Genomic DNA, 11,943 nt, shown 5'->3' with positions numbered 1-11,943 from the left:
GTCGCGGGGGAGTGCGGGGGGTGAGGTCTACGGCGCCGACGACACGTCGAGCCGATCCTGCCCCGCGAGCGATGACCAGCTCGACGCCAGACCCTTCGCTGCATGGGTGGACGCGCGCACCGCACGCTCGTCCGCCCACTCGTTCAGGACGTGCCCGGAGTGACCGCGGACATGCTCGAGCACGACGTCGGGAAGGCCCGCTGCTCGGCGCGCGTCACGCGCGGCGATCAGCTGCTCGAGGATCTCGCGATTCTTCGTCGGCGAGCCGGTGGAGGTCTTCCACCCGCGGCGGCGGTGTCCGTCCATCCACGAGGAGTACGTGTCGATCGCGTACTTGGAGTCGGCTTGGACGACGAGGTGGGCGACGTCTCGATGATCCTCGATCGCCCTGAGGAGCCCGAGGAGTTCGCCGATGTTGTTCGTCCCCTGGGGGATCGAACCCGCTGCCCAGTGGCCGTCCTCTGCCACCCACGCCCAGCCCGCCGGTCCCGGGTTCCCCTTGCAGGCGCCATCGGTGGCGACGACGTATCCGCGCTCTTCGGTCACTCGCTCAAGGCTACCCAAGCGCTCGCGTCCCACCGACCATCCCGTCCCCCCTCCGGGGCCGCTGGAGTCCGCGAGAGTACATCTCACGGACGAGGGCCGGGGGCGCACCCGCGCCGTCGTCCACCAGATGTACTCTCGCGGTCCGGTCCGGCCGGGGCGTCCGGGCCGGTCGGGTGGCGATTCTGCGGGCCGGCGGCGCTTCGGCATACTCGTTCGTATGGGCGATGGCGGGCGAGGAACGGGCATCCGGCGACGTGGGCCCGGCGCCCGTGACCGGACGGCGATGACGACGGGCGGCCCCCGCCCGGTGCCGGTGCTGCTGGCCGTCGGCGAGACGATGGCCATGGTGGGCCCGGCGGTCGCCGAGCCGCTGCGGACCGCGGAGTTGTTCCGCATGGACGCCGGGGGAGCCGAGTCGAACGTCGCCGCACACGCCGCCGCAGGCGGGGTCACGGCGCGCTGGTTCAGCCGGCTCGGCGCTGATCCGCTCGGCGACCGGATCATCGACCGACTGATCGCCCGGGGCGTGGAGGTCTCGGCCGTCGTGCGGGATCCGCGGCACCCGACCGGACTGTATGTGAAGGACCCGGGCTCGGGCGTGCACTACTACCGACGCGGATCCGCCGCCTCGCACCTTGATGTCGCCGACGCCGAAGCCGTCGCCCTCGACGACGTCGCGCTCCTCCACGTGTCGGGGATCACCGCGGCGCTGACGGGAAGCGCGCCGGCGTTCCTCGACGCGCTGATCGAACGGGCACGAGGTGCCGGCGTCCCCGTCAGCTTCGATGTGAACCACCGCGCTGCGCTATGGGATGCCGCAACCGCCGCCCGCCCGTTGGCAGCCCTCGCGGCACGAGCCGACCTCGTCTTCGTGGGGCGCGACGAGGCCGAGACGCTGTGGGCCACGGGAACCGCGGACGAGGTGCGCGCGCACCTGCCCGAACCGGGGCTGCTGGTGGTCAAGGACGGCGACGTCGGCGCCACCGCCTACGACGCCGCGGTCAGCACCTTCGTCCCCTCCCACCGCGTCGATGTCGTGGAGCCGGTCGGAGCCGGCGACGCCTTCGCCGGCGGCTTCCTCGCGGCGCACCTGCGCGGCGCCGATGTCGCCGCCGCGCTCGCCGCCGGTCACGCGCGCGCGGCCCTGACACTGACCACCACCGGGGACTACCCCGACGAGAGGAATCCCGCGTGACCGACGCCCAGACCGGCCCGCCGGGCACGGACACGCCGAGCACGGACACGCCGAGCACGGACTCACCGAGCACGGACACGCCGCGTTTCGAGATCGGCGAGACCGCCTTCCTGCTGGACGGCGAGCCGCACCGCATCATCGCCGGGGCGCTCCACTACTTCCGCGTGCACCCGGGGCACTGGGCCGACCGCATCCGCAAAGCGCGCCTGCTCGGGCTGAACGCGATCGAGACCTACGTCGCCTGGAACGCGCACGAGCCGCGGCGCGGCGAGTGGGACGCCACCGGAGCCAACGACCTCGGCCGGTTCCTCGACCTGATCGCCGCCGAGGGGATGCACGCGATCGTGCGGCCCGGGCCCTACATCTGTGCGGAGTGGCACAACGGCGGACTGCCGGTCTGGCTGACCGGGATGCCGGGGATCGGACTGCGCCGCAGCGAGCCGCAGTACCTCGCCGAGGTCGACACCTATCTGCGTCGCGTGTACGACGTCGTCGCGCCGCGTCAGATCGATGCGGGTGGCTCGGTGATCCTGGTGCAGATCGAGAACGAGTACGGAGCCTACGGCGACGACAAGGAGTATCTCGCCGAACTCGTCCGGATCACACGCGACGCCGGCATCCGCGTGCCGCTCACCACGGTCGACCAGCCGCATCCCGACATGCTGCGGGCCGGCAGCCTTCCGGGCCTGCATCTGACCGCGTCCTTCGGCTCGCGGGCGGTGGAGCGGCTCGCGACCCTGCGGGAGCATCAGCCGACCGGACCGCTGATGTGCTCGGAGTTCTGGGACGGGTGGTTCGACTCGTGGGGCCGGCCCCACCACACCACGTCGCCGGCGGAATCCGCGGCCGAGCTGGAGGCTCTCCTGAGCGCGGGCGCGTCGGTGAACCTGTACATGTTCCACGGCGGGACGAACTTCGGGCTCACCAACGGCGCCAACCACAAGGGCCGGTACCTGCCGATCGCGACGTCCTACGACTACGACGCGCCCCTGGACGAGGCCGGCAACCCCACCGAGAAGTACCACGCCTTCCGCGAGGTGATCGCGCGCTACGCCCCGGTCCCCGCCGACACGCCCGCTGCACCCGGGCCGTCGCCCGCCTTCGACGTGGTGCTCGAGGTCACGGAGGTGTGGCCCGCCGTGTCCGTCTCCGGGGCGGACGCGACACCCCCGGCATCCGAGGCGCGGCCCGCCTTCGCCCACCCGCCCACCTTCGATGAACTCGGCGTCGACAGCGGGCTCGTCGTCTACGAGGCCGCCGTCCCGGCAGGCACGTTCCCCACCCCCGAAGCCCGCGTGCTGATGGCCGGCGAGGTGCGCGACCACGCGTGGGTGTTCATCGACGGCACCCGCGTCGCCGCCATCTCGCGCGCCGAGGGAGCGCGCACGGCGAGCGTCCCGCCGGGCGCACGGCTGAGCCTCATCGTCGAGGAGGAGGGTCGCGTGAACTACGACCAGCGCCTCGGCGAGCCCAAGGGGCTCATCGGCCCGGTCTCGCTCGGTGGTCTGGCCGTGACCGGCTGGACCGCCACGCCCGTCGATCTCGCGTCTCTCGCGACGGCGGCAGCCGCCGCGGACGGCGCGTCGCCGGTGGTCTCGGGGATCACCGGTCCCGTCGTCCTTCGCGGCGCCTTCGACGCACCGTCGGGCACCGACCTCTTCCTCTCCACCGACGGGTTCGGGCGCGGGTTCGCTTTCGTCAACGGCTTCCTGCTCGGGCGCTACCGCCGCACCGGACCCCAGCGGACGCTGTACGTGCCCGGCCCGGTGCTGCGGGGCGACGGCGGCAACAGCCTCGTCATCGTCGAACTGGACGAGGCGTCGGTCGACCGCGTCTCGTTCGCGGCGGGACCGGAGCTGGGCCACACCGACGAGTGACCGACGAGTGACCGACGAACGGATGCCGCACCCGCCGGCATCCGCTCGTCGCGGTCCGCGGGGTCAGCCCAGCGCGACCGCTGCGACCACGACCACCCCGACCGCTGCCGCGCCGGTGGCCACCACGGCCAGTGCGAGCGGCAGGCGCCCGTCGGGAAGGGGGACGCGGTCGCCGCCCGTGCTCGTCGCCGCGGACACCCCGGCGTACCGGCGACGGGCGGCGAGCCACAGCACGCCCGACGCGACCAGCCCCGCGATGCCGGGGGCGATCCACGCCACGTGTCCGAGGACGGCCGGCAGCAGCCGCAGGGCGACGAGCGAGCCGACCGCCAGGGCCAGTGCGGTGCGCCGCCAGGCGAGCTCGGTGCGTTCGGGCTGCAGCCCCGGGTCGAAGTGTCCGCTCATGCGAGCAGGACGGCCAGCACGACCAGCGCCCCGGAGACGGTCACGGCGATCGCGAGCACGGGCCCGAGCAGAGACGGGGGCAAGGGCTCGCCGCGGCGCAGTGCGCGCTCGGTCCGCATCCAGTTCACCCACGCGAGCCCCGGGGTGACCGCCCCCGAGACGATGAGGACCAGCGAGGCCACCAGTCGCAGGCGGGGCTCGAGATCGAGGCCCAGAAGTTCGAGGGCCACGCCGCCGGCCAGCAGCGCGAGCGCGGTCCGGATCCACGCCAGGAAGGTGCGCTCGTTCGCGAGCGTGAACCGGGCGTCGGGGTCCGCGCCCTGATCGAACACGGAACGGGGGAAGCGCGACATGGGGTCCTTTCGGCGGCGTGCTGTTGATTCTTCCACCGGCGGCTCTCTACCGTGGAGTGACCCCGAGGAGTGCCCCGTGACCGACCCCCTGAACGGCGCCCCGGCGCGCGCCGCCGCCGCGGCGACGCCCGACCGCATGCACGCCATCTCCGCCGAGACCCGCGCCACCGTCGACGAGGTTCTCGACTACGCCCGCCGTCGTGCGGTCTACGAGGACGTCCCGCTCGACAAGCCGCTCACGCCGCGGGACCTGTCGCGACTGGCGTCGGGGTCGATCACGGCGGACGGGATCGGTGCGCGGCGCGCCACCGCCCTCTTCGAGAACGTCCTCGCGCCGGCGTGCGTGACGACCGACCACCCCGCGTACCTGTCGTTCATCCCTTCCGCGCCCACGAAGGCAGCCATCGCGTTCGACCTGGTCGTGTCGGCCTCGTCGGTGTACGGCGGGTCGTGGATGGAGGGGTCGGGCGCCGTCTTCGCCGAGAACGAGGTGCTGCACTGGCTCGCCGCCGAGTTCGGTCTGCCCGCCGGCGCCGGCGGCGTGTTCATGCAGGGCGGCACGATCGGCAACCTCTCCGCTCTCGTCACCGCCAGGGATGCCGCGCGCCGCCGGAACCGCGAGCTCGGGCGTCCGGATCCGGCACGCTGGGTCGTGGTGGGCAGTGCCGAGGCGCACTCGTCGATCGCGTCGGCGGCGGCCGTGATGGACGTCGACGTCGCGAAGGTGCCGACCGGTGACGACGGGAGGCTGCACGGTGACGCCCTCGCCCCGGTGCTCGACGCGCACGGCGATGCCGTGTTCGCCGTGGTCGCGACGGCCGGGACGACGAACTTCGGGATCGTCGACGACATCGCATCGATCGCCGACGTCACGAGCGAGCGCGGCGTGTGGCTGCACGTCGACGGCGCTTACGGGCTGGCGGCGATGCTGGTCGAGCGCATGCGCCCCGCTTTCGCGGGGGTCGAGCGCGCCGACTCCCTCATCGTCGACCCGCACAAGTGGCTGTTCGCGCCCTTCGACGCGTGCGCGCTGCTGTACCGGGAACCCGACAAGGCGCTGCTGGCGCACACCCAGCACGCCGAGTACCTCGACACCCTCACCGGCAGCGCCGACTGGAACCCGTCCGATCTCGGCATCCAGCTCACCCGCCGCGCCCGCGGCCTGCCGCTGTGGTTCTCGCTCGCCACCCACGGCACCGAGATGTACCGCTCCGCCATCGCGTACGGCATCGATCTCGCCCGCGAGATCGCGGACGAGATCGGGGCCAGGCCGGGGCTCTCGCTCGTGCGCGACCCGCAGCTGTCGGTTGTCGTGTTCCGTCGCGACGGGTGGACGCTCGCGGACTACGCCGCGTGGTCCGACCGCCTGCTCGAGGACCAGCAGGGCTTCGTCGTGCCGAGCTCCCACCGCGGGGAGCCCGTGCTGCGGTTCGCGATCATCAGCCCGCTGACGACCTTCGAGCTGCTGACCGGCATCCTCGACACCCTCGTCTGATCACGCGGACCGAAGGAGCCGACCTCCCGCGTCAGACGCGGGGCGCGAGCTCCGACAGGAGCTGCTCGACGTGGAGTCGGATCTCGTCGCGGACGCGGCGCACGCCGGCCAGGTCCAGCCGCCCCGGGTCGTCCAGGTGCCAGTCGAGGTAGCGCTTGCCGGGATACAGCGGGCAGGCGTCGCCGCAGCCCATCGTCACGACTGCGTCGGCCGCGCGCACGACGTCGTCGGTCAAGGGCTTGGGGAACTCCTCGGCGACCTCGATCCCGAGCTCACCCAGGACGGCGACGACCGCGGGCAGGATCTCGGTTCCGGGCTGCGATCCGGCCGAGCGCACGTGCACCCGGTCGCCGGCGAGGTGCCGCGTCAGGGCTGCGGCCATCTGCGACCTGCCCGAGTTCTGCACGCACACGAACAGCACCTCGGGCACCGGCTTGGCCAGCAGTCCCTTCGACTGCGCGAGCGCGGTGAGGCGGTCTCGCGCGAATTTCTCGGCCAGGCTGGGCAGGTGCGTCTGCACGCGGGCGGTGCGGCCCAGCGCCGTGTACGACTCGAACACGACCCGTTCGGCGGTCTCTTCGCCGATCATGCCGCGGAACTGGTGCGCGAGCCGCTCGGCGGCGCGGTGCAGGATCGAATCCGGCGACAGCAGGGCGTCCTGGCCGCGCGACCCGGCCACCGCGCCGGAGCTCATGCGCCCGTTCCGGCGGGCAGCAGCTCCGAGATGAGCGTCTCGACTCGACCGCGGATCTCGTCGCGGATGGGGCGGACGGACTCGATGCCCTGTCCTGCCGGGTCTTCGAGCTCCCAGTCCTCGTAGCGCTTGCCGGGGAAGATCGGGCAGGCGTCGCCGCAGCCCATCGTGATCACGACGTCCGACTCCTTGACCGCCTCGACGGTCAGCACCTTCGGGGTGTTGCCGGCGATGTCGATGCCTTCCTCGGCCATCGCCTCGACCGCCACGGGGTTGATCTGGTCCTTCGGGGCCGACCCCGCGGACAGCACCTCGATCCGGTCGCCCGCCAGGGCGCGCAGGTAGCCGGCGGCCATCTGGGAGCGCCCCGCGTTGTGGACGCAGACGAACAGGACGGTGGGGGTTTCGGCCATGAAGGACTCGCTTTCTCTCGACTAAAGCATAGACCTATATCTATGCATTACTCGACGCTGTCGGGTGAACGTTGCGTGAACCCGTTCAGGCGGCGGGAAGAAGCTCGTCCAGCAGAGTCCGGACCCGCGTTTCGATGTCGTCTCGGATGCCGCGCACGGCGTCCAGGGGCAGGTCGGCGGGATCCGGGAGTTCCCAGTCGAGATAGCGCCGGCCGGGGTAGACGGGGCAGGCATCGCCGCAGCCCATGGTGACCACGACGTCCGCGGCGCGGACCGCCTCGTCGGTCAGGGGCTTCGGGAACTCGCCGCCGACCGGGACCCCGATCTCGTCCAGCGCCGCCACCACGCTCGCCTTGACCTGCGGAGCCGGCGCTGATCCGGCGGTGCGCACGCTCACGCGGCCGCCGGCCAGGTGGCGCAGGATCGCCGCGGCGATCTGCGAGCGGCCCGCGTTCTGCACGCAGACGAACAGCACCTCGGGTCGCTCGGCACTCGTCCGTGCGGCGTCGCCCCGCACGAGCGCCTCGAGGCGGGCTGCCGCGAACGCGCCGGTGCGGGAGGCCAGGAGGGGGCCGGGTGACAGGGCGAGGAGGTCCCTGCTCTCCTCCACGCAGCGTGCCACCGTCTCGGGCGAGAGCGTGCCGCGGAAGCGGAGCGCGAGGTCGGCGCTGATGCGCTCCAGGTCGGGGTCGCCGCCCTGCTCGGCGTCGCCGAGCAGGGCGATGATGCGGCCCTCGTGGGCGCCCGCGATGCGGTACCACGCGCGGCGGCCGTCCTGTTCGCGCGTGACGACGCCCTCGCCGAGAAGCGCTTTCATGTGGTGGCTCACGGTCGGCTGTCGTAGACCCAGCGTGTCGGCGAGCCGGCTCACCATGGCCCGTCCGTCCGGTGCGCGACGGATCTCCTGCAGAATCCGGACTCGCGTGGGGTCGGCGAGCACCGCTGGTCCGCGCGCCCCCGCCACGCGCCCACTCGTATCCATAGACCGCAGTCTATTGGAGATGCCCGTCGCGCCCGTTGCGCTCCGACCGGCGCTCGATGAGGATCGTGTCGCGCCACTGCCCGGCATGCGCACCGAGGCCCGACCGGGCGATGCGCTCGCGGCGCCCGATGACGCGGAATCCCGCGCGCTCGTGAAGGCGCATGCTCGCGCCGTTCTCGGGGAAGACGCTCGCCTGGATCGTCCAGATGCCGGCCTCCTCGGCGGCTTCGATGAACGCGGTCAGCAGCGCCCGCCCCGCACCGCTGCCGCGTGCGTCGCGATGGATGTACACCGAGTGCTCCACGACGCCCCGGTAGACCGCCCGCGTCGACACCGGCGACGCCGCGGCCCAGCCGAGCACGGCGCCGGATCCGGCCACGGCGACCAGTCTCGGGGCGGCGAGCTTGCCGGTGTCGAACGCACTCCACTCGGGCACGGTCGTCTCGAAGGTCGCCTCGCCCTCCTCGATGCCGTGCCGATAGATCTCGGCGACCTCGGGCCAGTCCGTTGCGGTCATGGGGCGGACGGCGCTCAGCAGCATCCGGCCCCGCCGATGTCGGTCGAGCACACGCCCGTGGCGGGGAGGGTCAAGGCGACGGTCGACGCCGAGGCGACGTCCCCCGAGAGCCAGGCCGTCACCGACCGCACCTGCTCGTAGCCCGTGGCGAGGAGGAAGGTGGGAGCGCGACCGTAGGACTTCATGCCGACGACGAAGAAGCCGGGCTCCGGGTGCGTGAGCTCGCGGAACCCGTGCGGCTCCACGGTCCCGCACGTGTGGACGTTCGGGTCGATGAGCGGGGCGAGGCGCCGCGGGGCCTCGACGATCTCGTCCAGGTCCAGGCGGATCTCGCGCAGCATCGAGAGGTCGGGACGGAACCCGGTGGCGTTCACGACGAGATCGGTGGGGTGTTCCACCATCTCGCCGCGCCGGCTGCCCACGACGACCACGCGGTCGCCGTCCCGGCGCGCGCGGATGATCTCGAAGCCGTCGACGAGGTCGACCTCTCCGGCGGCGACGGCCTGCTCCACGCGACCGCCGAGTTTCGCGCGGTCGCTCAGCTCGTCCTCGGGTGAGGATGACACCCGGACGGCGCTGGCGTTGCGGATCATCCACGTCACCCGGGTGCCCGGCTCGCTGCGGGAGAGCTCGACCAGCGCGAGGAGCGTGTTGGCGGCGGAGTGTCCGGCGCCCACGACGGTGGTGTGACGGCCGGCGAAACGGGCGCGATCACGGCCGAGCACGTCCGGCAGGGGTGCCGTGACGAGGTCCGCGACGTCTGCCAGGCCGAGCAGCTCCAACCCGCTGGAGGTCAGCGGGTTGGGCGAGTGCCACGTGCCCGAGGCGTCGATGACCGCGCGGGCCGTGACCTCGCCGATCGCGCCGTCGGCGGTCTGCGTGCGAAGCACGAACGCCGCCGCCGCCCGGCCGCGCGTGCGGGTGCGGTCCATTCCCTCTCGTGAGATGTCCGTGACGCGGATGCCGGTGCGCAGGCGCGATGCGATCGCCTCGAGTCGCGCCAGCGGCAGCAGGTAGGACTCCACGAGCTCTGCGCCGGTCGGCGCGCGGTCGGCATCGGGGAGCGTCCATCCCGCGGCTTCGAGCAGGCGGACCGCCGCAGGGTCCACGACGTGGCGCCAGGGTGAGAAGAGCCGCGTGTGTCCCCACGCTCGCACGCTGGATGCGGCATCCGGCCCGGCTTCGAGGATGACGACGTCGATGCCGCGTTCGACGAGGTGGGCCGCGGCCGCGAGGCCGACCGGTCCCGCGCCGACGATCGCGACGGGGAGCGCGGTGAGGCGATCGCTGCGGGAGGGCGGGGCGGTGAGATCGAGGAGTGTCACGAGCGGGCCTTTCATATATCGATGACTGTCGATGCCTGAGTATGCACCCGTCTATCGATGAGTGTCAATATCGATTAGCATCGATGCGTGATCTCCCTGGACCTGACCGACGTGACCGCCGCGACCGATCCCGCAGCCAACGGTGCGGCCTGCTGCAGCCCGCTCGTACGCGAGCCGCTCGACGCGCTCGAGGCGGAGCAGCTCGCGCACACCATCAAGGCGCTCGCCGACCCCACGCGCCTGCGGCTGCTGTCGATCGTCGCGGCGTCTGCGGATGCCGAGGCCTGCGTGTGCGACCTGACCGAGCCGGTCGGGCTGAGCCAGCCGACGGTGTCGCACCACCTCAAGGTGCTCACCGAAGCGGGCTTCCTCACCCGCAGCAAGCGGGGCACGTGGGCGTACTTCCGGCTCGTGCCGGGTGCCCTCGACCGCGTCGCGCAGCTGCTGGCCGCGTCGTGAGCGCCCGCGCGGGCGCGGCGGAGTTCCTCGGCAGTGCGGGCCTGGCCGCTGTCGTCGTGGGGTCGGGGATCGCGGCGCAGACCCTGTCGCCCGGCGACGTCGGCCTCGCCCTCTTCGAGAACGCCTTCGCCACCGCTCTGGGACTGACGGTGCTGATCCTCGTCTTCGCCCCCGTGTCGGGGGCGCATTTCAACCCGGTCGTGACGCTGGTGGATGCGCTCAGCGGAGGGCGGCCGTGGCGCACCGTCGCGCTGTATGTCCCCGTGCAGGTGGCCGGGTGCGTGACCGGCGCCGTGCTGGCGAACGCCATGTTCGGCGTGCCCACCGCGCTCAGCACGACCGACCGCGCCACGTGGCCCCACCTGCTGGCCGAGGTCGTCGCGACGGCCGGCCTCGTCCTGGTGATCTTCGCCCTCGTCCGCACCGAGCGGGCTCACCTGGCCGCGCCGGCGGTCGGCGCCTACATCGGCGCGGCGTACTTCTTCACCTCGTCGACGAGTTTCGCGAATCCGGCGATCACCGTCGGTCGCGCCGTCAGCGACACCTTCGCGGGCATCGCTCCGGCGTCGGTGCTGCCGTTCATCGGCGCGCAGCTCGTCGGCGCCGTGCTCGCATGGCTGCTCGTGCGAGCACTGTTCCCCGTGGCCGACCCCGACCCGGCGATCGTGCCCGACGGCTCTCACTCCGAGGCAGCCGCCAGCTGATTCATCCGACGCTGCCGCATCGCCAGGAACAGCGGAAAGGTGAACGCGAACGCAGTGATCCCGGATGCCGCCACGTAGAGCCATCCGAAGCGCATGCCCAAGCGGCGGGCCTCGACGATGAGGAACGCGCTGCCGGCGACCGCCACGACCAGCAGGTCCACGGTGATCGATGACACGGCCGGACCGCTGGAGGTCAGGTCGCCGATGAAGTCGCGCAGCTGGATGATCGCGAGCGCGTTGAACCACCAGGTGCCGACGAGGCCCGTGATGGCAAGACCGAGGTAGACGAGGGCGAGCGGACTCCAATGACGCGTCATGCCTCGATCATCCCGGAAGCGGGCGTCCGCGCACCCCATGCCGCCGCGGGACGCCGCGGCATACGATGGCAGGATCGCCCACCTCGCGAAGGGAACCCCATGGTCCAGGTGCGCGTCGCGGGCGTCGCCCTCGATTCCACGGGTCAGCACGTCATCCTGCTGAAGCCCATCACCGAGCTGCCGGGCTCGGGCAGCATCCTGCCCATCTGGATCGGCGCGCAGGAGGCGACGTCGATCCTGGTCGCCGTCGAGAACGCGCCGACGCCGCGGCCGCTCGCGCACGACCTGATGAGGTCGATGGTCATCTCGCTGGGCGCACAGGTCACCGCCGTCGAGATCACGCGCATCGAGGACGGCACGTTCTACGCCGAGGTGTCGCTCGCCGCGGGGTCGGCCGTCCACCGGTTGGACGCGCGGCCCTCGGATGCCGTCGCTCTGGCCTCCCGCACGGCCGCGCCGATCTTCGTCGACGATGCCGTCCTCGAAGAGGCCGGGGTCCCCGACACCCTCGTCGAGGAGGACGAGGAGCAGCGGCTGGCGGAGTTCAAGGAGTTCCTCGAGGACGTCGACCCCGACGACTTCCGCGGCTGAGACCGCCGGAGACAGGACGGCGCCCCGCGAAGAACTCGCGGGGCGCCAGGGGGGCGGGGCGGCGCTTGGG

Annotated in this window: 15 protein-coding genes; 6 read left to right on the top strand and 9 right to left on the bottom strand. The window is 72.4% G+C overall.

Annotated elements, in window-relative coordinates; translation table 11 throughout:
- Nucleotides 1–27: 27 nt before the first annotated feature.
- Nucleotides 28–546, bottom strand: a complete 519-nt coding sequence (locus NFR93_RS15950) for a ribonuclease H family protein (protein WP_251455519.1) — start codon at nucleotides 544–546, stop codon at nucleotides 28–30.
- 283 nt (nucleotides 547–829) lie between these two features.
- Between NFR93_RS15950 and NFR93_RS15945 the strand changes: the two genes are divergently transcribed.
- Complete coding sequence (locus tag NFR93_RS15945; RefSeq protein WP_251455517.1) at nucleotides 830–1,741, top strand: sugar kinase; 912 nt, start codon at nucleotides 830–832, stop codon at nucleotides 1,739–1,741.
- Nucleotides 1,742–1,833: 92 nt separating this feature from the next.
- Entirely contained in the window at nucleotides 1,834–3,618 is a 1,785-nt protein-coding gene (locus tag NFR93_RS15940) for a glycoside hydrolase family 35 protein (protein WP_251455524.1), read from the top strand.
- Nucleotides 3,619–3,681: 63 nt separating this feature from the next.
- Here the strand turns inward: NFR93_RS15940 and NFR93_RS15935 are convergent, their stop codons facing one another.
- The gene (locus NFR93_RS15935) at nucleotides 3,682–4,023 is read right to left on the bottom strand and encodes a DUF202 domain-containing protein (RefSeq protein ID WP_251455515.1); all 342 of its coding nucleotides are present in this window, start codon (nucleotides 4,021–4,023) and stop codon (nucleotides 3,682–3,684) included.
- Nucleotides 4,020–4,376, bottom strand: coding sequence for a YidH family protein (locus tag NFR93_RS15930; RefSeq protein ID WP_251455513.1), 357 nt, complete (start codon nucleotides 4,374–4,376; stop codon nucleotides 4,020–4,022). The genes NFR93_RS15935 and NFR93_RS15930 overlap by 4 nt, the downstream gene beginning before the upstream one ends.
- A 136-nt stretch (nucleotides 4,377–4,512) precedes the next feature.
- Here NFR93_RS15930 and NFR93_RS15925 point away from each other — a divergent pair, with 136 nt between their 5' ends.
- Entirely contained in the window at nucleotides 4,513–5,871 is a 1,359-nt protein-coding gene (locus NFR93_RS15925; protein WP_251455523.1) for a pyridoxal phosphate-dependent decarboxylase family protein, read from the top strand.
- A 31-nt stretch (nucleotides 5,872–5,902) separates the two neighbouring features.
- Here NFR93_RS15925 and NFR93_RS15920 read toward each other — a convergent pair whose 3' ends face one another.
- The 5 genes from NFR93_RS15920 to NFR93_RS15900 form a co-directional block, all read right to left on the bottom strand.
- Nucleotides 5,903–6,565: an arsenate reductase ArsC gene (locus NFR93_RS15920; protein WP_251455511.1), complete on the bottom strand. Its 663-nt coding sequence runs from the start codon at nucleotides 6,563–6,565 to the stop codon at nucleotides 5,903–5,905.
- Nucleotides 6,562–6,978, bottom strand: coding sequence for an arsenate reductase ArsC (locus tag NFR93_RS15915; protein WP_251455509.1), 417 nt, complete (start codon nucleotides 6,976–6,978; stop codon nucleotides 6,562–6,564). The genes NFR93_RS15920 and NFR93_RS15915 overlap by 4 nt, the downstream gene beginning before the upstream one ends.
- An 85-nt stretch (nucleotides 6,979–7,063) precedes the next feature.
- Entirely contained in the window at nucleotides 7,064–7,960 is an 897-nt protein-coding gene (locus tag NFR93_RS15910; RefSeq protein WP_251455507.1) for a metalloregulator ArsR/SmtB family transcription factor, read from the bottom strand.
- 10 nt (nucleotides 7,961–7,970) lie between these two features.
- Complete coding sequence (locus tag NFR93_RS15905) at nucleotides 7,971–8,501, bottom strand: GNAT family N-acetyltransferase (RefSeq protein ID WP_251455505.1); 531 nt, start codon at nucleotides 8,499–8,501, stop codon at nucleotides 7,971–7,973.
- Nucleotides 8,492–9,802, bottom strand: a complete 1,311-nt coding sequence (locus NFR93_RS15900; protein WP_251455503.1) for an FAD-dependent oxidoreductase — start codon at nucleotides 9,800–9,802, stop codon at nucleotides 8,492–8,494. The genes NFR93_RS15905 and NFR93_RS15900 overlap by 10 nt, the downstream gene beginning before the upstream one ends.
- Before the next feature lie 90 nt (nucleotides 9,803–9,892).
- On the opposite strand from NFR93_RS15900, the gene NFR93_RS15895 reads away from it, so the two are divergent.
- Complete coding sequence (locus NFR93_RS15895) at nucleotides 9,893–10,261, top strand: ArsR/SmtB family transcription factor (protein WP_251455521.1); 369 nt, start codon at nucleotides 9,893–9,895, stop codon at nucleotides 10,259–10,261.
- Nucleotides 10,258–10,965, top strand: a complete 708-nt coding sequence (locus tag NFR93_RS15890; protein WP_251455501.1) for an aquaporin — start codon at nucleotides 10,258–10,260, stop codon at nucleotides 10,963–10,965. The genes NFR93_RS15895 and NFR93_RS15890 overlap by 4 nt, the downstream gene beginning before the upstream one ends.
- Here NFR93_RS15890 and NFR93_RS15885 read toward each other — a convergent pair.
- Nucleotides 10,941–11,282 (bottom strand): DUF2834 domain-containing protein, encoded by a 342-nt coding sequence (locus NFR93_RS15885; RefSeq protein ID WP_251455499.1) that lies wholly within the window; start codon nucleotides 11,280–11,282, stop codon nucleotides 10,941–10,943. The two genes, NFR93_RS15890 and NFR93_RS15885, sit on opposite strands and share 25 nt — an antisense overlap.
- A gap of 99 nt (nucleotides 11,283–11,381) precedes the next feature.
- Between NFR93_RS15885 and NFR93_RS15880 the strand changes: the two genes are divergently transcribed.
- The gene (locus NFR93_RS15880; protein WP_251455497.1) at nucleotides 11,382–11,873 is read left to right on the top strand and encodes a bifunctional nuclease family protein; all 492 of its coding nucleotides are present in this window, start codon (nucleotides 11,382–11,384) and stop codon (nucleotides 11,871–11,873) included.
- Nucleotides 11,874–11,943 lie beyond the last annotated feature (70 nt).

The organism is Microbacterium sp. Marseille-Q6648 (assembly GCF_943181415.1).
Classification (GTDB): Bacteria; Actinomycetota; Actinomycetes; order Actinomycetales; family Microbacteriaceae; genus Microbacterium.
This window is presented reverse-complemented; position numbering and strand designations above follow the sequence as displayed.

Bases quoted from the DNA above. Each gene is read 5' to 3' on its own strand.
- NFR93_RS15945 (WP_251455517.1), top strand. From the start codon at position 830: ATGACGACGGGCGGCCCCCGCCCGGTGCCGGTGCTGCTGGCCGTCGGC.
- NFR93_RS15935 (WP_251455515.1), bottom strand. From the start codon at position 4,023: ATGAGCGGACACTTCGACCCGGGGCTGCAGCCCGAACGCACCGAGCTC.
- NFR93_RS15930 (WP_251455513.1), bottom strand. From the start codon at position 4,376: ATGTCGCGCTTCCCCCGTTCCGTGTTCGATCAGGGCGCGGACCCCGAC.
- NFR93_RS15925 (WP_251455523.1), top strand. From the start codon at position 4,513: ATGCACGCCATCTCCGCCGAGACCCGCGCCACCGTCGACGAGGTTCTC.
- NFR93_RS15920 (WP_251455511.1), bottom strand. From the start codon at position 6,565: ATGAGCTCCGGCGCGGTGGCCGGGTCGCGCGGCCAGGACGCCCTGCTG.
- NFR93_RS15915 (WP_251455509.1), bottom strand. From the start codon at position 6,978: ATGGCCGAAACCCCCACCGTCCTGTTCGTCTGCGTCCACAACGCGGGG.
- NFR93_RS15910 (WP_251455507.1), bottom strand. From the start codon at position 7,960: ATGGATACGAGTGGGCGCGTGGCGGGGGCGCGCGGACCAGCGGTGCTC.
- NFR93_RS15905 (WP_251455505.1), bottom strand. From the start codon at position 8,501: ATGCTGCTGAGCGCCGTCCGCCCCATGACCGCAACGGACTGGCCCGAG.
- NFR93_RS15885 (WP_251455499.1), bottom strand. From the start codon at position 11,282: ATGACGCGTCATTGGAGTCCGCTCGCCCTCGTCTACCTCGGTCTTGCC.
- NFR93_RS15880 (WP_251455497.1), top strand. From the start codon at position 11,382: ATGGTCCAGGTGCGCGTCGCGGGCGTCGCCCTCGATTCCACGGGTCAG.